Annotated in this window: 22 protein-coding genes and 1 riboswitch; of the genes, 15 read left to right on the forward strand and 7 right to left on the reverse strand. The window is 73.4% G+C overall.

Translation table 11 applies throughout. The features are described from left to right. Nucleotides 1–16 precede the first annotated feature (16 nt). Complete coding sequence (locus tag RBH18_RS01240; protein ID WP_306203930.1) at nt 17–2,218, forward strand: AAA family ATPase; 2,202 nt, start codon at nt 17–19, stop codon at nt 2,216–2,218. Here the strand turns inward: RBH18_RS01240 and RBH18_RS44050 are convergent. Genes RBH18_RS44050 through RBH18_RS01255 form a run of 3 tightly spaced genes read right to left on the reverse strand, consistent with a single transcriptional unit; the run spans nt 2,215 to nt 4,573 of the window. Next, nucleotides 2,215–2,571 (reverse strand): DUF3263 domain-containing protein, encoded by a 357-nt coding sequence (locus RBH18_RS44050; protein ID WP_372338833.1) that lies wholly within the window; start codon nt 2,569–2,571, stop codon nt 2,215–2,217. The genes RBH18_RS01240 and RBH18_RS44050 overlap by 4 nt on opposite strands. A gap of 8 nt (nt 2,572–2,579) precedes the next feature. Continuing rightward, a complete protein-coding gene (locus tag RBH18_RS01250; RefSeq protein WP_306203931.1) occupies nt 2,580–3,587 on the reverse strand; it encodes an ABC transporter permease subunit in 1,008 nt (335 codons plus the stop codon). After that, nucleotides 3,584–4,573 (reverse strand): ATP-binding cassette domain-containing protein, encoded by a 990-nt coding sequence (locus RBH18_RS01255; RefSeq protein WP_306203932.1) that lies wholly within the window; start codon nt 4,571–4,573, stop codon nt 3,584–3,586. The genes RBH18_RS01250 and RBH18_RS01255 overlap by 4 nt, the downstream gene beginning before the upstream one ends. Before the next feature lie 160 nt (nt 4,574–4,733). On the opposite strand from RBH18_RS01255, the gene RBH18_RS01260 reads away from it, so the two are divergent. After that, nucleotides 4,734–5,747: a helix-turn-helix transcriptional regulator gene (locus RBH18_RS01260; RefSeq protein ID WP_306203933.1), complete on the forward strand. Its 1,014-nt coding sequence runs from the start codon at nt 4,734–4,736 to the stop codon at nt 5,745–5,747. Between the two features lie 57 nt (nt 5,748–5,804). After that, nucleotides 5,805–6,206 (forward strand): cupin domain-containing protein, encoded by a 402-nt coding sequence (locus tag RBH18_RS01265; RefSeq protein ID WP_306203934.1) that lies wholly within the window; start codon nt 5,805–5,807, stop codon nt 6,204–6,206. Between the two features lie 40 nt (nt 6,207–6,246). On the opposite strand, the gene RBH18_RS01270 is transcribed toward RBH18_RS01265, so the two are convergent. Next, complete coding sequence (locus RBH18_RS01270) at nt 6,247–6,453, reverse strand: response regulator transcription factor (protein WP_306203935.1); 207 nt, start codon at nt 6,451–6,453, stop codon at nt 6,247–6,249. Next, nucleotides 6,453–6,614, reverse strand: a complete 162-nt coding sequence (locus RBH18_RS01275) for a hypothetical protein (RefSeq protein WP_306203936.1) — start codon at nt 6,612–6,614, stop codon at nt 6,453–6,455. The genes RBH18_RS01270 and RBH18_RS01275 overlap by 1 nt, the downstream gene beginning before the upstream one ends. Before the next feature lie 276 nt (nt 6,615–6,890). On the opposite strand from RBH18_RS01275, the gene RBH18_RS01280 reads away from it, so the two are divergent. The 12 genes from RBH18_RS01280 to RBH18_RS01335 all read left to right on the forward strand — a co-directional run bounded on the left by RBH18_RS01280 (nt 6,891) and on the right by RBH18_RS01335 (nt 19,467). Then, on the forward strand, nt 6,891–7,496 hold the full coding sequence (locus RBH18_RS01280; protein WP_306203937.1) for a helix-turn-helix transcriptional regulator: 606 nt from the start codon (nt 6,891–6,893) through the stop codon (nt 7,494–7,496). A 210-nt stretch (nt 7,497–7,706) separates the two neighbouring features. Further along, entirely contained in the window at nt 7,707–7,841 is a 135-nt protein-coding gene (locus tag RBH18_RS01285) for a hypothetical protein (RefSeq protein WP_306203938.1), read from the forward strand. A gap of 116 nt (nt 7,842–7,957) precedes the next feature. Then, entirely contained in the window at nt 7,958–9,121 is a 1,164-nt protein-coding gene (locus RBH18_RS01290) for a SagB/ThcOx family dehydrogenase (protein ID WP_306203939.1), read from the forward strand. After that, nucleotides 9,114–10,160: a SagB/ThcOx family dehydrogenase gene (locus tag RBH18_RS01295; protein WP_306203940.1), complete on the forward strand. Its 1,047-nt coding sequence runs from the start codon at nt 9,114–9,116 to the stop codon at nt 10,158–10,160. The genes RBH18_RS01290 and RBH18_RS01295 overlap by 8 nt, the downstream gene beginning before the upstream one ends. After that, a complete protein-coding gene (locus RBH18_RS01300) occupies nt 10,157–11,947 on the forward strand; it encodes a S9 family peptidase (protein WP_306203941.1) in 1,791 nt (596 codons plus the stop codon). The genes RBH18_RS01295 and RBH18_RS01300 overlap by 4 nt, the downstream gene beginning before the upstream one ends. Continuing rightward, nucleotides 11,892–13,151 carry a tetratricopeptide repeat protein gene (locus tag RBH18_RS01305; protein ID WP_306203942.1) on the forward strand — a complete coding sequence of 420 codons (1,260 nt, stop codon included), beginning with the start codon at nt 11,892–11,894 and terminating at the stop codon, nt 13,149–13,151. The genes RBH18_RS01300 and RBH18_RS01305 overlap by 56 nt, the downstream gene beginning before the upstream one ends. A gap of 8 nt (nt 13,152–13,159) precedes the next feature. Next, entirely contained in the window at nt 13,160–14,518 is a 1,359-nt protein-coding gene (locus RBH18_RS01310) for an MATE family efflux transporter (RefSeq protein ID WP_306203943.1), read from the forward strand. Then, nucleotides 14,515–15,102 carry an O-methyltransferase gene (locus tag RBH18_RS01315; protein ID WP_306203944.1) on the forward strand — a complete coding sequence of 196 codons (588 nt, stop codon included), beginning with the start codon at nt 14,515–14,517 and terminating at the stop codon, nt 15,100–15,102. The genes RBH18_RS01310 and RBH18_RS01315 overlap by 4 nt, the downstream gene beginning before the upstream one ends. Further along, nucleotides 15,099–15,587, forward strand: a complete 489-nt coding sequence (locus RBH18_RS01320) for a flavin reductase family protein (RefSeq protein ID WP_306203945.1) — start codon at nt 15,099–15,101, stop codon at nt 15,585–15,587. The genes RBH18_RS01315 and RBH18_RS01320 overlap by 4 nt, the downstream gene beginning before the upstream one ends. Continuing rightward, nucleotides 15,584–16,777, forward strand: coding sequence for a tetratricopeptide repeat protein (locus RBH18_RS01325; RefSeq protein ID WP_306203946.1), 1,194 nt, complete (start codon nt 15,584–15,586; stop codon nt 16,775–16,777). The genes RBH18_RS01320 and RBH18_RS01325 overlap by 4 nt, the downstream gene beginning before the upstream one ends. Before the next feature lie 50 nt (nt 16,778–16,827). Next, nucleotides 16,828–16,966, forward strand: a riboswitch (SAM riboswitch). A 10-nt stretch (nt 16,967–16,976) separates the two neighbouring features. Continuing rightward, nucleotides 16,977–18,257: a threonine synthase gene (gene thrC, locus RBH18_RS01330; protein ID WP_306203947.1), complete on the forward strand. Its 1,281-nt coding sequence runs from the start codon at nt 16,977–16,979 to the stop codon at nt 18,255–18,257. A 238-nt stretch (nt 18,258–18,495) separates the two neighbouring features. Further along, nucleotides 18,496–19,467, forward strand: a complete 972-nt coding sequence (locus tag RBH18_RS01335; RefSeq protein WP_306203948.1) for a GNAT family N-acetyltransferase — start codon at nt 18,496–18,498, stop codon at nt 19,465–19,467. Here the strand turns inward: RBH18_RS01335 and RBH18_RS01340 are convergent. Then, complete coding sequence (locus tag RBH18_RS01340; protein ID WP_306203949.1) at nt 19,406–19,993, reverse strand: hypothetical protein; 588 nt, start codon at nt 19,991–19,993, stop codon at nt 19,406–19,408. The two genes, RBH18_RS01335 and RBH18_RS01340, sit on opposite strands and share 62 nt — an antisense overlap. Further along, nucleotides 19,990–20,508: a GNAT family N-acetyltransferase gene (locus tag RBH18_RS01345; protein ID WP_306203950.1), complete on the reverse strand. Its 519-nt coding sequence runs from the start codon at nt 20,506–20,508 to the stop codon at nt 19,990–19,992. Before RBH18_RS01345 ends, RBH18_RS01340 begins: the two co-directional genes overlap by 4 nt. Between the last annotated feature and the right edge of the window lie 98 nt (nt 20,509–20,606).

Consider the following 20,606-nt stretch of genomic DNA (forward strand, 5'->3'; position numbering starts at 1 on the left):
AACGGAAGGCCGGCGCGTGCCCGACGATCTGACGCTGACCGTGCATGAGCGACCCGGGCAGCTGCCCCGCCGCGGCATCGTCCGGCTGCATCCCGAGGTGATGGCCGCGCTGGCGGTCAATCCGGGCGACCCGCTGCGCCTGACCGGCCGGCGCACGACGGCCGGTGTCGCGGCCAAGGCCGAGGCGGGCGCGAGCCGGGCCGCCCTCTACGCCGACGACCTGGTCCTGGGCAACCTGCGGCTGCGCGACGGCGACGAGGTCACGGTCACGCCGATCCCGGTGGTGGCCGCCCGGCGGGTGACGCTGGCCGGGCCGCCGGAGATCACGGCCGTGGTCACCCACGAGATGCTGCGGCTGGCCCTGCTCGGCAAGGTGGTCACCCCGGGCGACGACGTGTCGCTGCTGCCGCAGGACGTGCCGCCGCAGGCCAGCCATCGGGCGCTGGTCGAGGGCGCGCGCCGCAGCCTGGCCAACCGGGTCGGCTTCCGGTGGACCAGCGAGCTGCTGCAGGTGGTCGCGGTCGAGGACGCCGGGTCCGCGCTGGTCACGATGGACACGGTGGTCGGCTGGCAGGGGCGGGACACGACCGTACGCCCGGAGCCCGCGGCCGTGGCCCCGGCGCGACCCGCCGCCACCGACCCGGACACGCCCCCGCTGAGCCTCGACGACCTGCCGGGGTTGCGCACCCAGGCGGACGAGCTGACCGAGCTGCTCGACCTGGGCTTCAACCATCGGGAGGTGCTCAGCAAGCTCGGCACCACCGTGGCGCTGGGCGTGCTGGTCACCGGCCCCGCGGGGTCGGGGAAGTCGGCGCTGGTCCGGGCCGTCGCCGCCGGCGTGGGCGCCAAGGTGCGCGCCGTCTGGGGCCCCGAGCTGGCGGCGCTGACCAACGACGCGGCGGCGACCCGGCTGCGTGACGCCGCCCGGGAGCTACAAGCCGGCGGGCCCGCCGTGCTGCTGATCAGCGACGTCGAGGCGCTCGCCCCGCGCGACGAGCCCGGCCCGCTGGCCACGGTCTTCCGGCAGGTGCTGGCCGGCCTCGTGGAGTCGGGCGCGGCAGTCGTGTGCACCACCAGCCGCCCCGAGTCGGTGGACCCCGCGCTGCGTGCGCCGGACCTGCTGGCCGTCCAGCTGGCGGTGCCGTTGCCCGACGCGGCGATGCGCCGGGAGCAGCTGCGGGTGCTGACGCGCGGGATGCCGCTGGCCGAGGACGTGCGGCTCGACGACGTTGCCGGGCGTACGCCGGGATTCGTCGCCGCCGACCTGGGCGCGCTGGCCCGCGAGGCCGGGGTGCACGCGGCGCTGCGGCAGAAGGAGGCGGAGGCGCCGACCGTGGCGATGGCCGACTTCGAGGCCGCGCTCGACGTGGTGCGCCCGACGTCGATGGCCGAGTCCACGCTGGAGGTCGCGCAGGTCACCCTCGACGACGTGGGCGACATGGCCGAGGTCAAGGAGGTGCTCACCGAGTCGGTGCTGTGGCCGCTGACCTATCCGGACACGTTCGCCCGGCTCGGCGTGCAACCTCCGCGCGGCGTGCTGCTCTACGGCCCGCCCGGCTGCGGCAAGACCTACCTGGTCAAGGCCATCGCCGGTACGGGCAAGGCGAACGTCCTGTCGGTCAAGGGCGCCGAGCTGCTCAGCAAGTGGGTCGGCGACAGTGAGCGGGCCGTCCGCGAGCTGTTCCGCCGCGCCCGTGAGGCCGCCCCGACCCTGGTCTTCCTGGACGAGGTGGACGCGCTGGCTCCCACCCGCGGCCAGTCGACCGACGGCGGCACCACCGACCGCGTGGTGGCCGCGCTGCTGACCGAGTTGGACGGGGTCGAGGCCCTGCGCAACGTCGTGGTGATCGGGGCGACGAACCGGCCGGACCTGATCGACCCGGCGCTGCTGCGCCCCGGGCGGCTGGAGCGGCTGGTCTTCGTGCCGCCGCCGGACGCCGACGCCCGGGCCGCGATCCTGCGCGCCTCGGCGAAGTCGGTGCCGCTGGCCGCCGAGGTGGACCTGGCCGAGCTGGGCATCGAGCTGGAGGGCTTTTCCGCGGCGGACTGCTCGGCGCTGATCCGCGAGGCGGCGCTGGCGGCGATGCGCGAGTCCCTGGACGCCACGACGGTCACCGCCCAGCACGTGGCGACCGCGCGCAAGCGGGTGCGGCCGTCACTGGATCCCGTACAGGTGGCTTGGCTCGAGGCCTATGCCTCGACGCACAGCGCGGGCTAGCGGCGGCGGGTGCGGGCCCGGGTGGACCGCAGCCGCCGGAGCCGGCCCACGAGCACGGGGTCGTGCTCCAGGGCGGCCGGGTTGTCGAGCAGGCCGTTGAGCAGCTGGTAGTAGCGGGTCGAGGAGAGGCCGAACGCGTCGCGGATGGCCTGCTCCTTCGACCCGGCGTGCTTCCACCACTTCTGCTCGAAGGCCAGGATCTGCGTCTCGCGATCCGTCAGCGGGACGCGTTGAGTGGGCACCTGGGGCTCGTCAGGCTGCATGGCGGTTCCTCGCGACGGTCGGCAAGCCCCCGGGAGGGGGACCGTCGTAATAGTGGCAGCCGACGATCCCCTCCGCGCGTTGTCCGGCAGAAACTACATCATGTGATGTCTCGGCTACGGATGGACCACAGCGCGAGGCCGACGATGAGGACTAGGATCCCGCCCAGCAGCCCGCCCGCCATCGGCCAGGTCAGCGTGAGGGTGTCCGGTTCGCACCCGGTCGGCGAGAAGTTGCACGCGTTCCAGTCCTCGAGCTTGACCTCCTTGAGCATCCAGGCGGAGAGCCAGGCCGGGGCGAGGTAGGCCTCGACGAACTTGGTGCCCGCGAGGGCGAGCACGGTCGCGAGTCCCACCTGGAGCACGGCGATCACGCCGATCGCGGCGCCCATGGCCACGGCGGTGTGCCGGCCGATCGAGGCCAGCCCGAAGCCGATCGCCCCGGCGACCAGCACCAGGGCCAGCCCCCGCAGCTCGGTGAGCGCCACGGACTGCCAGGCGCCCGCGGTCATGCCCGCCATCGAGCCCCGGAACTCGCCGATGAGCGCGAAGGCGCCGGTCCACAGCGCCGAGAGCACCACGGTCAGCACGGCGAGACAGCTGAGCAGGGCGAGCAGCTTGGTGCCGAGCACCTGGACGCGCTTCGGCCGCCACAGCAGGAGGTTCATCATGCCGCCGCTGTTCCACTCGGCGCCCACGTAGGACGCCCCGATCACGAACGCCGCGGCCGCCAGCAGGCTGGCGAGCACGACGACCATGGCCGGGAAGAGCTCCTCGAACTCGAAGGTCGCCGGCTCGTACCACTGCGGGTCGAAGTCGGCCTGCTGCGGCGTGTACATGTCCGCGCAGTTCGTCGGCCAGTTGGACGCGTCGGGCGTCCCTTGGGCGTTCTCGCACGCCTGCTTGTCGGCACTGGCCTGCTGGGTCGCGAGCTCGAACTGCCGCTGGGCCTCCGCCTGCGCGGCCGCCGTGGTCTCGGGGCCGAGCTTCTGGTTGGTCACGGCCATGCCGACCGCGACGGCGGCCAGGATCAGCAGCACGCCGAGCAGGAAGAACTTCGTGAAGCGGCGCTTGGTCAGCCGCCGCGTCTCCGCCCTGAACAGACTCATCGGCCCCACCCGTTCGCGCCACCGGACGCCGTGGCGACCGTCTGATCCACCTGCCGGTGCTCGCCCTCGACCGGCGCCGTGCCGGTCAGCTCCAGGAACACGCTCTCCAGGTCGGCGGTCACCGGGGCGAGCTCGCTGACGAAGACGCCCCGCGTGGCGAGCTCGCGATTGATCGCGCTCGGCTGCGCGCCGGAGACCAGGAGGTGGTCGTTCTCGAGCGACACCTGCGCCCCGAGCTCACGCAGGAGGCCGGCCACCGCGGGGAGATCGGTGACGGTGTCCAGGCGTACGCGCACCGAGGCCGACGCGTGCGACGCCAGCACCGACGCCACCGAGCCCGCCGTCACCCGCCGCCCGGCCGCGATGATCGTCACCGAGTCGCAGATCAGCTGGATCTCGCCCAGGATGTGGCTGGACAGCAGCACGGTCATGCCCGACTCGGCGAGGTTGCGCATCAGCGAGCGCATCTCCCGGATGCCGCCGGGGTCGAGGCCGTTCGCCGGCTCGTCGAGGATCAGCAGCCGCGGATTCTTGAGCAGCGCCGACGCCACGGCCAGCCGCTGCTTCATGCCGAGCGAGTAGCTCTTCACCCGGTCCTTGGCGCGGTCGCGCAGCCCGACGAGCTCGAGCACCTCGGTCACCCGGCGCTTGTCGACGCCGCCCGCGTCGGCCAGCAGGGAGAGGGTGTCCTGCGCGGAGAAGTTCCCGAAGAACTGCGGGCTCTCGACGATCGCGCCGACCGACCCGGCCACCTCCGGCAGCGCCGCCGGCACCTCGCGGCCGAGCAGCACCATCCGGCCGCCGTCCGGGCGGATGAGGCCCAGCAGCGTACGCAGCGTGGTGGTCTTGCCCGAGCCGTTCGGACCCAGGAAGCCGTGCACCTGCCCCGACTCGACGACCATGTCGAAGCCGTCGAGGGCCCGGCGCACCCCCTTCCTGCTCTTGTAGGTCTTCCGCAGACCCGATATCTCCAGGACGGCACTCAAGCCGCACCTCCCCGCCCAGTGGCCGATGACCCGCGTCACACTACGCAGTGGCCGCCACCCCGGGGCCCGGCTTCGGCGAGCAGCCCCCGCGAGGACGAACGGGCTGGCTGTGCTGCCCTTCGTAACCTGGTGGTAGTTAAGTCGCGTTACAGTGCGTTGCGTGGCGGACATCGATGGCGGCGAGTCCCACCCCGACGCTCTGGAGACAGCGCTCTACCGCTGGATGGCGGCGAACGACTGGACCTTCGACGAGGAGCGTGCCGCCACGGAGCTGGAGACCACGGTCCCGGCCCTGCGTGCGGCGCTGGCGTGGCATGTCACGGCGGGTCTGCTGCACCGGGACGGCACGTTGCCCGGCCGCTACATCGCGGTCGACCCCGACGTGGTGCTCGCGGCGACGACCTCCGACCTCGAGCAGGCCCTGCGCACCGGGCAGGCCCGGCTCGGCCGGATCCGCAAGCAGTTCGGCGATCTCAAGGCCGACTATCTCGACAGCGTCCGGCGCGCCGCCGGGGCCGTCGAGCTGATCCCCCGGCTCGATCAGGTGCGGGTCGCCCTGACCCGGGCCTCCGAGGCGTGCCGCTTCGAGATGCTGACCAGCCAGCCGGGCGGCAACCGGGCCCCCGAGGCGCTGGAGGAGGCGCTGCACCGCGACACCAGCCTGCTCGAGCGGGGCATCCGCATGCGCACCCTCTATCAGCACACCGCCCGCTTCAACGGCCCCAGCCAGGCGTACGTGGCCACGGTGTCCACCCTCGGCGCCGAGTATCGCACCGCCCACCAGCTCTTCGGCCGGCTCATCATGTTCGACCGCGAGGTGGCCTTCCTGCCGGACTCGCACGGCTCGTGGGGCGCCGTGGTGGTCCGCGAGCCGTCCATCGTGGACTACTTGTTCCACATCTTCGAGGACGCCTGGGATCAGGCCCAGCCCTTCTCCGAGGCGGCCACCGACGGGCTCGAGGCGGTCGCGCGCGATCTGGACCGGACGATCCTGCGCCTGCTCGCCTCCGGGGTGAAGGACGAGACGATCGCGCGGCGGCTGGGCATGTCGCTGCGGACCGCGCGCAAGCACATCGCCGACATCATGGAGGGCCTGAACGCCCAGAGCCGCTTCCAGGCCGGCGTCCGGGCCGCCGCCTCGGGGCTGCTGAACGACACGCGGCTCGAGGGCTGACGCTGTCCCGGATGTTCGTGACTGGTGGGCCCGGGCAGCGGTGGCCACGCTGGATTCATGACCAGGACGACCGGGGCCCTCTTCTGGCGTGACGTGGTGGCCAGCCTGTCGGTGCACGCGCGCCGGGCCCCGGCCGTGGTGTGGCCCGAGGACGGTGAGGCGGTCGCCGAGCAGGTGCTGGCCGGCGACTCCTTCGGCGGGCTGCCGGACCCCGTGGTGTCCGCCACGATCGTGCCGCTCCCGCCGCCGGGGGCCGCGGACGCGGATCGGCTGGTGCTGGTCCTGCGCGGGAGCTGCCGCGTCTGCATCGCGCCGGTGCTCGACCTGCGGCTGCGTACGGGAGAGGTGGTCTTCGTCCCGGCCCGAGCGCGATGCGAGTGGCTGGAGCCGCGCGCCGGCTTCCGCGCCCTGCTGATGGTGCTCGGGGACGCGGACCGGCCCCGGCAGGCGAGCCGGTGACGGCTGCCCGGCCGGGGCCGGTGCTTCGAGGAGGTTCCGGTCAACTCTGCTCGTCGGCGAGCTTGAAGGCCAGCCGCAGCAGCCCCACCCGGGCGTGCGTGCCGGTCTTGCGCCGGATGCGCCGCAGATAGGTGTCGACGGTGTGCCGGCTCAGGTTCATCCGGTGGGCGATCGCGTCGTAGGTGTCGCCGGTGGCGAGCTCGCGCAGCACCTCGCGCTCCCGCGGGGTCAGGGCGCCGGCGGGCATCAGCCGCCCCAGCCGCTGTCTCCGCCCTCGGGCACGGGCCCGTCGGCGAGGACGGTCGTGGTGACGCCGCTGCCGGTGCCGGCCGGTTCGGACGTGGCGTGAGTGGCGATCCCGAGTCCCACCAGCGCCACGAGGGCGGCCGCACAAGCGATCAGCTTCATTCTTCGTTCCTCTCCAGCTCTTTGCGGCGGGTGCTGACATCGAGACTGGCGGACGGCGGCGGGCGGCCGCTACCCGGCCGAGGCTTCACCAAAGTGCGCTGCATCAACGCCACCCGCGAACAAAAGCGGCATCGCCCGGGATGACCGGATGTATCGTCATCTGCGCCGGGGTGGAGTACCGGCACCGGCAGCAACGTGAGGGACGTTCTCGCTGGTCAGCCGCGGGGGTGCCGGGTTTGGCTCGGAGGAACCGGATTGCTGCCACGTGGAGGATCCATGGCCCAGCCCTCAGTGGTCGTCTTCGCCGACGACCCCCTCGTCAAGCAGGGAGCGGACGCGTACCTGCGCTCGGTGAGCGACGTGCGGGTGTGCACCCTGGACGCCCTGCCGGCCGCGGACGTCGTGCTCGTCCTGGCCGCCCAGGTCACCGAGAGCACGATGGCCCTGCTGCGGAACATCGCTGCCACCAGCCGTAACCGCGCGATGCGGATGATCGTCGTGGTGCAGGACATCAGCGAGGTCCACCTGCTGCGTGCCGTCGAGTACGGCATGACCACACTGCTGCTGCGCCCCGACTGCGACTGGGCGCGCATCGTCGCGGCGATCACCGACCCCGACGAGGCGGTGCTGCCGCAGAACGCCATGCGCGCGATGGCGGACCAGCTGCGCCGCAGCCACGCCTCGGACGGGCACGGGCTCTCCGAGCGCGACATCGAAATTCTGAAAATGCTGGCCGACGGCGCCGGGACCGCCGAGATAGCGGATCGCCTGCGCTATTCCGAGCGGACCATCAAAAACATCCTGAACGCCCTCATGAAACGGCTTTCCCTGCGCAATCGAGCGCATGCCGTCTCCTACGCGATGCGCGCGGGTCTGCTCTAGCCCCAGCGCACCGCAACGCCCGGCCGGTCACCGGCCGGGCGTTCTTGTTTTCCCAGCTCAGAACGCTCTGTGGCGGGCTCGCACTGCCCTGTTTCCCCCGCCTGACTTCACCTTGGCCCCTCATCGTTGCCGGCGCCGGTGGCCCTCCGGCAATGTATTCCTCAGAGCCGGACAGGCCGGTTCGAGAAACAGACCGAAAGGGGTCCTGAAATGGACACGAACAACATCTCCGTGATCGAGGACGACGCCACCGCCAAGGCCGCCCCGGTCGAGACCGAGACCGCCGAGATCGTCGAGGAGTCGGCGGCGTACGAGGTCATGCTGCTCCAGGGCTCGGTCTACTGAGCCCAGCGGCGACACCGCTGAAAGCCGGCTGATCACGCGGCCCCTTCAGGGCGACTCCCGCCTGAAGGGGCCGCGTGGCCCCACCGACGCCCCGTCGCCCGAGGAGGGCCGAGAACATGGAGATCCGACTCAACCCGGCGGTCCGGATCCATCCGCCGTCCGAGGTCATCGGCGACCGGTGGTCGGCCGAGAACATCCTCACCCGCACCCGCTTCACCGTCTCCCCCCAGGTCGCCGCGGCGCTGGTCGCGGCCGCCCGCCCGCAGACGCCCGAGGAGCTCGCCCGCGGCCTGGCCGCCGCCACGGCCGAGGCCGGGCGCGCGCCGATCGCCTGGGCCGGCCTGATCGACGGCCTGCGCGAGCGGGACCTGCTGGTCGACGACGCGGCCCTGGGCACGGACGCCGAGCTCGACTGGCTCGTCGACGTGCGCCGCCGCTGGAGCGAGCACGGCTGGCACGAGGCCGCCGAGTACCACACCCTCACCTTCGACTACCCCTGCGTCGACTACACGGCCGCGATCGCGATCCTCGAGGACCGCGACCGGATGCGCGGCTACCAGTCCGACGAACCGGACACCGACCGCTTCAAGCTCGACTACGCCGACCGGAGCGGCATCGCCCTGCCCGAGCTCGACGAGGACCTGATCACGACGAGCGCGCGCGACGTGTGGGCCGGCGAGGTGAAGCCCGTACCGCTGGACCTGGAGAAGTTGCGCACCGTCGTGGCCGCCGCCTTCGGGATCACCGGCTGGATCGTGCCCAAGACCGACTCGGCCCCGCTGCTGCGGCGCAGCAGCCCGTCCGGCGGCGCCCGGAACCCCACCGAGGGCTACGTCGTGGTCCGTGACGTCCCGGGCATCGACCCGGGCTGGTACCACGTCACGATGCAGCCGTTCAGCCTGCGGCGCGTCGGCGAGCTGCCAGTCGACGACGACTCGCTGCGGCGGCTGTTCCCCAACACTGTCCAGCGCTTCCCCGCCCACGCCCGGGCGCTGCTCGTCCTCACCTGCACGTTCGAGCGCAACATGTATCGCTATCGCGAGCCCCGTACCTATCGCACTGTCCACATGGATGCCGGCCACGTCGCCAACGCGTTCCGGGTCGCGAGCCGGGCCGCCGGCCTGACGTCGGCGATCTTCTACTGCGACGCGGCCACCGAGATCGAGGCCGTGCTGGGTCTCGACGGCATGGCCGAGGGCTACATGCTCACCGTCGCGGTGGCCGACGGCCAGGACGAGGAACTGCGCATCCCCGCCCGACGGGAGACCTCCGATGTCTGAGCCCACCCCTCGCTGGCCGGTCGGCGTCGCCGTACGCCCCCCGGTCGACCCCGCAGCCGGAACCGTCGAGGTGGCGGACGTCATCAGCGGCCGCCGCTTCCAGTGGCGTCCCGAGGCGCTCGCCACGGCGATCCTCGGCGGGCGCACACCCGACCGCCTCACCGGCCTCGGCGACCGCGACCACCTCGTCGAGGGCTGGCAGCACTGGTACCGCCGGGGCTGGCATCCGTCCGACGAGTCCTATGTGGCCTCGCGGCGGTGGGCGTACGCCGACACGACCGACCCGGGCGACACCATCCGCGAGCAGACCCTCCGCGACTACCTCGAGACCCACGGCGACCCGCCCGAGGAACAGCTGCCCGACACGCCCCCCGTGTCCCTCGGTACGCCGGCCGAGCCCGGGGAGCACGCCGTGTCCCAGCTCATGGCGCGGCGGCGCAGCGGCCGGGCGTACGTGCCGCGGGACGTCCCGCTGGCGAGCCTGTCCGGGCTGCTCTGGTACGGGCTGGCCGACATCCGCGAGCGGCGCGAGCGCACGGGCACCGGCGACCCGGTGACCCTGCTCGACAGCTTCGGCTCGGCGTGGGACATCGCGCTCTGCGTCTTCGGCGTCGAGGGCGTCGAGCCGGGCACGTACCGCTACGACCTGCGCCGCCACGAACTGCGCCCGGTCCGTCCCGGCGGGCACCGCGACGCCATGATCGACGTGTTGCAGGGCATGCACTCGCCGGCCACCGCGGCGTGGACCCTCGGGCTGGTCGCCGATCTGCCCCGCTACCAGTGGCGTTACCGGCACGAGCACGCGCTGCGGCGGCTCTGGTTCGAGGCCGGGATCATCGGCCAGGAGCTGTTGCTGCTCGCCTCCGCGTACGGCATCAGCACGCTGGTCACCCCCGCCCAGAAGGACCGGCCCTACCTGGAGCTGCACGGCTTCGACGACCGCCGGTACACCGCCGTCTACACGCTGACCCAGGGGCTCAGCCGGGCCCGGGCGGGCATCGCCTTCAACGGCCACGACGTCGACGCGGTGCCGCGATGAGCCTGCGCGACGAGCTGCTGGCCGGGGAGCTGCACACCCACGTGCGGCTCGCGCCCGGCGGCGGATCCGTGGCGCTGGTCCGCACCACCGCGTCCGGCCCGGAGATCGTCGCCGGCGACAAGGTGCTGGCCACCGAGCACGACCACTCGGTCGGCGGTCTGATGTGGACGCCCGACGGGACGGGACTGCTGTATCGCCGGGCGCCGCGCGGCACCGAGCGATGGGAGCTCGTCCTGCTGCGCCTGGCCGGCGGCCCGCCCGAGGTGGTGTCGTCCGGCCCGGTGACCGACTTCTGGGCCGCGGGAGAGGACATCCTCTACGCCGGCCGGGGCGCCCTCTTCCGCTGCCGGCCGGGCGCCGCGCCGCCGGAGGAGGTGGCCGCCGACCGTACGTTCCACCGCTGGCTGGTCGATCGGGACCTGCGCGTCCGCGGCGGCATCCGGCTGCTCCGCGACGGCGGTCTCCAGCTGGTCCTCGACGGCGAGGTCCGGCTCGCGATCGGCGTCGACGAGGCCGCCATGTTCGCCGTGGTGGGCTTCTCGGGCGACGGCACGACGCTCTACGTGCTCTCCGGTCACGACGCGCCCACCCGCCGGTTGCTCGCCCTGGGCGCCGCCACGGAGACGCTCTACGCGCATCCGAAGCTCGACGTCGAGGGCTACCCGATCGGCGGTCCCGGCGTCTGGTTCGACCCGCGCACCGGGCTGCCGGACCTCTGCCAGACCGTGGCGCAGCGTCCCGAGCTGCACAGCCTCACCCCGGCCCGGGACGAGGCGGTCCGGCGGCTCAACGCCGATGCCGAGGCGGTGCTGCTGGTCGACCGGGCCGCCGACGACCGGACCTGGCTGATCGTCCGGGTCACCTCGGACGGGCCGATCCACTACGAGCTCATCGATCCGGAGACCGGCGCGGGCCGCCCGGTGCTGGTCAACCGGCCGGGCCTGCTGGGCCGCCGGCTGCCCCGGCTGACCGACCTGCATTTCCCGGCCCGCGACGGCACCCCGATCAGCGGGTACGCCCTCCGGCCCCTCGACCGCGCGGGCCCGCTGCCCACGGTGGTCGTCGTGCACGGCGGCCCGGCGGGACGCGACTACTACCGGTTCCACGCCGAGGCGCAGTTCCTCGCCGCGCTCGGCTACCAGTCCCTGCACGTCAACTATCGCGGCTCCCGGGGCTTCGGCTCCGCGTTCCGGCTGGCCGGCAACGGCGAGTGGGGCGGCCTGATGCAGCAGGACCTGTACGACGCCGTGGCCGCCGGCGTCGAGCGGGGTCTGGTCGACCCGGCCCGGGTGGCGTTCCTCGGCAGCTCGTACGGCGGATTCAGCGCCCTGCTCGCCGCCTGCACCCGCCCCGACCTGGTCCGGTGCGCCGTGGCGATCAGCCCGCCCACCGACCTGGCGGCACTGGTCACCGACACGCCCGGCTACTGGCGGCCCCTTGCCCCGGCGCTGCGCCGGCAGATCCTGGGCGGCCGCGCGCCGGACGGCGACTGGCTGCGGGAACGGTCGCCGGTGCACACCGTACGAACGGACTCCGCGCCGATGCTCGTGGCGCACGGCGTCCGGGACCCCCGCGTGCCGGTCGCCGCCGTCGACGAGTTCGTGCGCGTGGCCCGGGCAGCCGGCCCCGGCGTCACCTACCTGCGCTTCGACGGCGAGGGCCACCACGTGGCGAGTGCCGCCGCCCGCCGCGTCCTCTTCTCCGAGATCGAGCACTTCCTGGAGGCTCACCTTGTCCACGACGACCGTCCAGCCCCGGCTCCAGCTGCAACGCCGGTTCACGCGTAGCCACCCGCACGGCCACTTCCCCCGGGTCACCGGGATGCCGGGGCTGCCGCACAACCGGCTGGGCGTCTTCTGGCGCCCGATCATCGACATGGCCGACAGCCCGTACGCCCCCCTGCGCCTGCGCCTCGTCCAGCACGTCTCCGACTGGATCGCCGAGCCGGACGCGGGACACGTCTCGTGGTTCGCGATCATCGGCATCCCGGGGCTGCGGCACCAGGTGCTCCGGCACGCCGGCCTGGAGGAGTACGACTGCCTGACGCCCGAGGGTCTGCCCGCGCACCTGCGCACCCCGCAGTGGCAGCGGCTCGTCGACGCCGTCGGGCGCTTCGACCGGCTCGACGACGGGACCCGGGCGCTGGTCGTCTTCCAGCTGGCGCAGATCTCGTACTGCGAGTTCGCCGCCGATCTCGCCGGGGTCGTGCATCCGGACGGCAGCGAGCGGCGGGACAAGCTGGCGTACGAGGTCGCCCGGGTCACCGCCCGCGTGCCCGGCCGGGCGCCGGTGGCCCTGGACGTGTTCGCCGAGGTGGCCACCCGGGCGGCGGATCCGCGGCTCGCGCTGGCGGCCTGCTCGCAGGGCATCGGTCACTCGATCCGCAGCAACGCGGGCGTCGAGCGGGCGGAGGGCTTCGAGCGGCTCGGCGACGCGGTGCTGGCGGGCGGCGTGCCCGACGACTGGCACGGTCACCTGATCCGCAGCCGCTACCACCGCGCGGTCGCCCTGCTCCGGCTCGCCCAGCGGCGCCCGGCCGAGATGCGCGCGGAGGTGGAGTCCGCCCTGGCGGAGAGCGACATCCTGTACGCGGCCGACCCCACCGGCACCGACCGCATGGTCGCCGACGAGAACCGTCGCATCATCCTCGAGTCGCAGATCAAGGCGGCGGCGCGGGCCCGGGGCGACGAGTCCGAGGCGCAGCTGCGCGAGTTCTGCGACGGGCTGCACTCCTTCGACCCGTACTGCCTCGAGGCCCTGCTCGTGATCGGCGACGGCTACGCGACCGCGGGCCTGTTCGCCGACGCCGCCCGGTGGTACGCCCGGGCCGGCGAGCTCTGCACCGGCGCCGGGGCGATCGGGTGGTTCCGGGCCGGCCAGTGCTACGAGCTGATCGGCGATCTCGGCAGCGCCGTCAACGCGATGGGCCGCTGCCTGGAGCTGGACACCACCGCCGTCGAACCGCGCGAGTTCCTCGCCCGACAGCTCTAGGAGCCATCATGTCCTCCTCGCGCACGATCGCGGCGCTCGGCTTCCCGATGCTGCTCGGCGCGTTGTCGGCGTCGCTGTCCGGCGTCATCGACACCGCGATGATGGGCCGCTTCGGCCCGGCGGACCTGGCGGCGGTCGCCGGCACCTCGGCCGTCTTCGACATCTTCGCCAACGTGGTGCTGGCCGCGATGGTCAGCTATCAGATCCTCGCTCCCCGGTTCGCCGGCCGCAAGGACCCGGCGGGCATCCGGCGCTCGCTCGCCTCGGCGCTGCGCTGGTGCGGCGGCGCGGCGATCCTGCTCACCGTCGTCACGTACGCGGCCGGGGGCTGGCTCAGCGGCCTGGTCTCCGGCGGCGACGAGCAGGTGCGGCAGATCGGTGCCGACTACCTGGCCACGCGCGCCCCGACACTGCTGCTGATCGTCCCGTTCACGCTGCTGACGGCGAGCCTGAACGCGTACGGGGAGACCCGCTACGCCGCCCTCGCGAGCATCGTGGTCAACGCCGCCAACCTCGGGCTGGACGCCGCGCTCATCTACGGCCCGGGCCCGTTCCCGCGGCTCGGGGCGGCCGGCAACGGGCTCGCCACCACCCTCGCCTGGCTGATCGGCCTCGCCTGCCTGGCCGTCAGCGCCCGTCGCTTCGGGCTGTGGCGTCGCCTGGGCGCGTCCGGTCCCGCCCTGCCGCCGCCGGACTTCGAGACGTCGGTGCCCCGGCTCGCCTGGCCCGCCGTCGTGTCGAACGGGCTCGACTACGCGGGCATGGCCGTCTTCTTCGCCATCCTCGGCTCGGTCGGCACGACCGCCCTGGCCGGGGGCCGCGTGGCCTTCGAGATCACGCTGTTCCTGTTCGGCATCGGCATGTCGTTCGGTGCGGCGGCCCGGATCCTCATCGGCCGCTCGGCGGGGGCGGAGGACCCCGCGGCCGTACGCGGCCTGTGGTCGGCCGGGCGCGGCGTCCTGCTCGTCCCCGCCGTGCTGATCGCCCTGCTCCTGGTCGTGTTCGCGCATCCGGTGGCCGGCATCTTCACCTCGTTCGCCGACGTCCGCGAGCAGACGGTGACCGTGCTGCCCCTGGTCGCCCTCTGCGTGCCGCTGATGGCCCTGACGCTCGGCAACCTGAGTTTGATCCGCGCCCTCGGCCACACCCGCAAGGACATGTACGCCAACCTCGCCGCCGCCCTCCTCGTCCAGCTGCCGGTCGGCTGGCTCGGGGCCACGGCGACGGGCTGGGGACTGCGCGGCGCGTTCCTCGGCGTCCTCGCCTACTGGCTCGCCCGGGCCGTGTTCACCGAGATCGTGGCCCGGCGCCTCCTGCCCGTCCCGTCCGAACCCACCCCACTGCAAGCGAAGGAGACTGTCCGATGAGCGACTTCCCGATCGACATCCCCGAGGTCAGCCGCAAGGCCGAGGCACGCGCCGTGGCCGGCAGGTTCATGATGTCCTCCGAGCCGCGCGTGGGTGCGCTGCTGCGGACCCTGGTCGCCAGCAAGCCCGGCGGCCGGATCCTGGAGGTGGGCGCCGGGATCGGCGTCGGGGCCGGCTGGATGCTCGACGGCATGGACGCCGACGCCCGCCTGACCTCGCTGGAGGTGCACGGCCGCTACGCCGACGTCTGCCGCCAGATGCTCGCCGGCGACGACCGGGTCGAGGTGGTGACCTCGGACGCGACCGAGTGGCTGGAGGCCTACGACGGCGAGCCCTTCGACTTCGCCTTCGTCGACACCACGATCACCAAGTTCCACCGCCGCGACTCGCTGTTCCGCGTCCTGGCCGACGGCGCCATCGTCGTCGCCGACGACCTGCTGCCCCAGGACAGCTGGGCGCCCGAGCACCCGCCGCGCGTGGAGCTGTTCCGCAAGGAGATCCTCGTCGAGCCGGACCTCGTGCCGACCCTGCTGGACTGGGCGTCGGGCGTGGTCATCGCCACCTACCGCAAGCCGCGCTCATGACCGCCACCGCCGTCCCGGCCGCCGACTTCGTGCGGCGCGCCCTGCGCAGGCACGCCGCCGGGGTCACCGTCGTCACCGTGCCCGGCCCGGCCGGCTTCACCGCGACGTCGTTCACCTCCGTGTCCCTGCGGCCCGCCTTGGTCACGTTCTTCGTGGCCGAGGAGTCGTCGGCCGCCGCGGCGGTGGTGCGGGCGGACGTCTTCGGGGTCCACCTGCTGGCGGCCGGGGAGGCGGGGCTGGCCCGGCGCTTCGCCGCCCGGGGAATCGACCGCTTCGCCGGCCTCGCGACCACCGCGGGGCCCGGCGGGGTGCCCCTGCTCGACGGCGTCGACCGGCTCGTTGCGCGGACCGTCTCGGTCCACCCCGTCGGCGACCATCTGCAGGTGCTGGGCGAGGTGGTGAGCGCGGCCGGCCACCGCCCGCGCGGCCCGCTGGTCTATCACGACGGCGGCTACGCCACCACGACCGCGCTGCCGGCGTCATGACCAGTGCGGTCTACACGCGTACGGATGTCCGGGGCGGCTTCCCCCGCCGCGAGGGCGCCCCGGACATCGCCGCCAACCGGCTCGCCGTCTTCTGGCGGCCCCTGCTGGACCTGCGGGACAGCCCGTTCACCGCCGTGCGGCTGCGCGCCGTGCCGGTCGTCAACGCCTGGCTGCGTGCCCCGGAGCGGGCGCCCCGGTCACCGTTCTCGCTGATCGGGGTGCCCGGTCAGCGCGGTCAGGTGGCCCGGCACGCGGGGCTCGACGCGTACGGGTGCCGCGAGCCCGCCGCCCTGGCCCCGCACCTGCGGCCCCCGGGCTGGCAGACGCTCGTGGACGCGATCGACGCCTTCCCCGGCCTCGACGACCACGCCCGTGGCCTGGTCGTCTTCCACCTCGCCCAGCTGTCGTTCTGCGATGTGGCGCTCCGGCTGGCGGGCGACGTCCGGCCCACCGGCGACGTCACGCACGACTGGTACGTGCTGGACGTGGGGCGGGTGCTGGCGCGTACCGGAAGATTCGACAGGGCTCTGCCGCTTTTCGCCGCCCTGACCGAGTCGCCCGACCCGGTCCTCGCGACCACGGCGGTCTTCCAGTGGATCGGGCACTCGCTGCGCACGAGCGGCCCGGACGCGCACCGCTTCCTCGACCTCGGCCTCGCCCGCGCCCGGCAGGTCGCCGACCCCCTGGTGGTGAGCCACTTCTCCCGGGCCGTCGCCATGCTCCTGCTGCGCGACGGCGACCTCGGCGGCGCCCGCCGCCACGCCGGCCTGGCGTTGTCGTTCCACGAGGCGATAGCCCCCGGGCTGCCGCGCGACGAGAACGACCGGTGCCTGGCGGAGCTCGCCCTGCGCATCGCGATGCGGGCCGGCGACCCGTCGGAGATCGTGGCCTGCTGCGACCGCCTGGCCCGGGCCGACCCCTACTGCGTGGACGTCCGCCTCCAGCTGGGCGCCGGCCATGCCGCTGCGGGTGACCTCCGCTCGGCGGCCCACTGGTTCTCCCGGGCGGGCGAGCTGGGCACGGGCGCGGGGGCGGTCGGCTGGTTCCGCGCCGCCCACTGCTTCGCGGCGGCGGGCGACCCGGCAGCCGCGGCGAACGCCATGGGCCGCTGCCTCGAACTGGACACCTCCGCCCGCGAGCCCCGTCATCACCTCGCCGAAGCGTTAGATCCCGCTCACACCTCGGGATGAGCGGGTTGGCTTTCCGGGGCGAGGACGTAAGGTGGTCGTAACAACTGAATACCTCATCCAGAGGGGTAGAGGGACACGGCCCGACGACACCCCGGCAACCACCGCGCTCGACTCGATGACGAGGCAGAGGCACGGCAGGTGCTAATTCCGTCCTGGTTTGCAGTGATCCTGCGCCAGGGAAGATGAGAAGGAGCCTCGCATGACGTCGACGGTCGACGCCCCCACCACCTCCATCAGCCCCGCCCGCTCGCTCGTGTGCCGCGGCTGCGGTGCCGAGTTCCCGCTCGCCGCGCAGCACGCTTGTTACGAGTGTTTCGGCCCGCTCGAGGTCGCCTACGACACCGCGGCGCTGGCCAAGGTGACGCGGGAGCAGATCGAGGCGGGTCCGCAGAACATCTGGCGCTACGCGGCGCTGCTCCCGGCCGGGCAGGACGCCGCCACCCGGGTCACGCTCGACCCCGGCATGACGCCGCTGGTGAGCGCGCCGGCGCTGGCCGCCGAGATCGGCCTGCGGGCCCCGCTGTGGGTCAAGGACGACTCGGCCAACCCGACCCACTCGTTCAAGGACCGGGTGGTGTCGGTGGCCCTCACCGCCGCCCGTGAGCTGGGCTTCACCCGCTTCGCCTGCGCGTCGACCGGCAACCTGGCCAACTCGGTGGCCGCGCACGCCGCCCGGGCCGGCGTCCCCTCGATCACGTTCATCCCCAGCGACCTCGAGCAGGGCAAGGTCATCACCACCGCGGTGTACGGCGGGGAGCTCGTCGCCATCGACGGCTCCTACGACGACGTCAACCGGCTGTGCGGCGAGCTCGTCGAGACGGACGAGTTCGAGGACACCGCGTTCGTCAACGTCAACGTCCGCCCGTTCTACGCGGAGGGCTCCAAGACGCTGGGCTACGAGGTGGCCGAGCAGCTGGGCTGGCGCATCCCGGCCCAGGTCGTCATCCCGATGGCCTCCGGCGAGCTGCTGACGAAGGTCGACAAGGCGTTCAGCGAGCTGGTCGAGATCGGGCTGGTGGAGGCGCCCGAGGGCGGCTGGACCGTCTTCGGCGCGCAGTCGGCCGGCTGCAACCCGATCGCCACGGCCCTGCAGAACGACTCCGACACCATCGTGCCCGTCAAGCCGACCGGCATCGCGAAGTCGCTGAACATCGGCGACCCGGCCGCCGGGGCGTACGCGATCGAGGCGGTCAAGCGCACGGGCGGCTGGATGGACTACGCCGACGACGACGAGATCCGTGAGGGCATCCGGCTTCTTGCCCGGACGACCGGGGTGTTCGCCGAGACCGCCGGCGGGACCACCGTCGCCGTCCTCAAGAAGCTGGTCGAGAGCGGCAAGCTCGACCCCGAGAAGGAGACCGTGGTCTACAACACCGGCGAGGGCCTCAAGACGATCGACGCCGTGGCGGGCCTGGTCGGGCCGACCCACCGGATCAAGCCGTCGCTGCGGGGCGCCCGTGAGGCCGGCCTGCTGGGCTGATCCGGCCGCCGATCACGCTGCGTGATCGATCCTCTGCCGACGGTCTAAATTACTCCCCAGGAGGGCTTGCGCGCCGATCTCCGGATCGGCAGGATGCTCTACGCGGGAGGGCGCGACGCCGTACGAGACCCCCACCTTTGAGCTTGGAAACAATCTCTCCCGGGGGTCCAACGACCCGGTGCCGGAGGCGCCGTGCGCGCGCCCTCTCGACCAAATTCGCTGGTGCGGTGCCCCGTGGATGGACCACCATCCGCGGGTGCACATCACCCCGCTCACCCCCGCCGACCACGATGACGCCTATGCCGTGGCCCGCGCCTCCGCCGAGCACGAGACGCCGGAGATCCCCTTCTGGTCCCGCGCGGGCTTTCTCGGCCGCATCGAGGCCCCGTGGCCCGGCAGCACCTACGAGTTCTTCCTCGCCCGCCTCGACGACGGCACGCCGGCCGGCTTCCTCGAGGCCGGCTTCCCGGAATCGGGGACCGCTGTCAATCTGCACCTTGCCGTGCATCCCGAGCACCGGCGGCGCGGGGTGGGACGGGCACTCTACGCACTCGCCGTCGAGCGTGCCCGCGCCCTCGGCCGCAAGCACCTGATCGCCCCGGCCATCGACCGGCTGCCCGACGGCCCGGCCTTCGCCGCCGCCATGGGTGCCGTTCCCGGGCTGCCCGAGGTCCGCAGCCGGCTGGACGTGCCGGACGCCGTCGCCGCGCCGCCCGTCGCCGCCGGCTACCGCCTGGTGCAGTGGGTCGACCACGCCCCCGACGAGTACGTCGACGACATCGCCTACCTGGACAGCCGCCTGCTCGCCGACGCACCCACCGGCGATCTCGCGTGGGAGCCGGAAAAGGTCGACGCCGCCCGGGTCCGCGAGGCCGAGGAGGCGATCGTCCGGCGCAACCGCACGGCCTTCCACACCGGCGCCGTCCACGTGGCGACCGATCGCCTCGTCGCCTGGACCATGATCACGTGCCCGGACGACGTCCGGTGGCAGGCCTGGCAGCAGATCACGATCGTCGACCCGCCGCACCGCGGGCACGGGCTCGGGCTGACCGTCAAGGCCGCGAACCTGGCCTTCACCCGCGCCGACCGGCCGGAGCTGCGGGCGGTCGACACCTTCAACGCGGCGGAGAACGCCCCTATGCTGGCGGTCAACGAGGCGCTGGGCTACCGCCGCCGCGAGACCTGGGTGCAGTGGCAAGCCACGCTCTGAGCCCGCCTCCGGCCCGAGGCCTGGGTGCAGTGGCAAGCCACGCTCTGAGCCCGCCTCCGGCCCGAGGCCTGGGTGCAGTGGCAAGCCACGCTCTGAGCCCGCCGCCGGCGACCCGGCGCAACCCGCGCCGCAGGGGCAGGTCGCGGTAGCCGCCGTGGGCCAGGCCGGCGTGCCGTTCGAAGGCGTTGCGGGCGCCGTACGAGCCGGTGAGCGCCCAGGACCAGCCGCACGTCGCCCAGTAGGCCGGCCAGAACAGTGGGCCCAGCAGCGCGTACTGGTCGGCGTGGCGGCTCTCGTGGGCGAACAGCTCCGCGCGGTCGGGGTGCAGCAGCCACGCGGCCGGGCGGCGGGTCAGGATCACCGAGCCGACTGTGAAGCAGGTCGCCGGGGGCACGCGCCGCCGGTAGCCCTCGGCGACCAGGATGCCGTCCCGCCCGCGCCGCAGTCTGGTGCCGCTCAGGAGGGCCAGCAGGACGCCCGCGCCCGTGGTGCCGTTGAGCAGGTTCACCGCGGATCGCAGCCTCATGCGCGCCGCCGCATCTGCAGCTCGCGCAGCCCGGGGACGACCGGGTGGGGGACGCGTACGCCCGTGTCCTCGAAGCCGATCCGCTCGTAGGCCCGCACGGCCCGGTCGTTGCCGACGACGACCTCCAGCATCAGCTCGTCCCGGCCGCACGCCAGCGACCACTCGGCGACGGCGTCGATCAGCGAGGCGAGCACGCCGCGGCCGCGGTGGGCGGGCGTGAGATAGACCGCGAAGACCACCGTCGCCCCGGGCGCCTCGGGCAGCACAGTGCCCCCGGCGTGCCCCACCAGCCGTCCGCCGGGATCCGCGACGAACTGGGCCAGGTGCTCGCCCGTCGCCGCCTGCGCGATCCGCCGGCAGTAGTCGGCGTGCGGCCGGGCGGCGGCCTGCGCCACCGACTCCAGGAACGCGAGCGGGCTGTCGGCCAGCATCTCGAGGCGCAACGCCCGCATCCGCGCCGCGTCCTCGGGCGTCACCCGGTGCACGGTCAGCGTCGGGGCCAGGGTGCTGGTCATGCTGCCTGCCTACCTGGTAAGGCCGCCACCGGCAACCCGGACGACGGAATCACCACCGGAGAACCCGCCGCCCGGACAGCGCGGCGGGACTCCGGTCC

Origin of the sequence: Actinoplanes oryzae (assembly GCF_030757795.1) — a bacterium.
GTDB lineage: Bacteria > Actinomycetota > Actinomycetes > Mycobacteriales > Micromonosporaceae > Actinoplanes.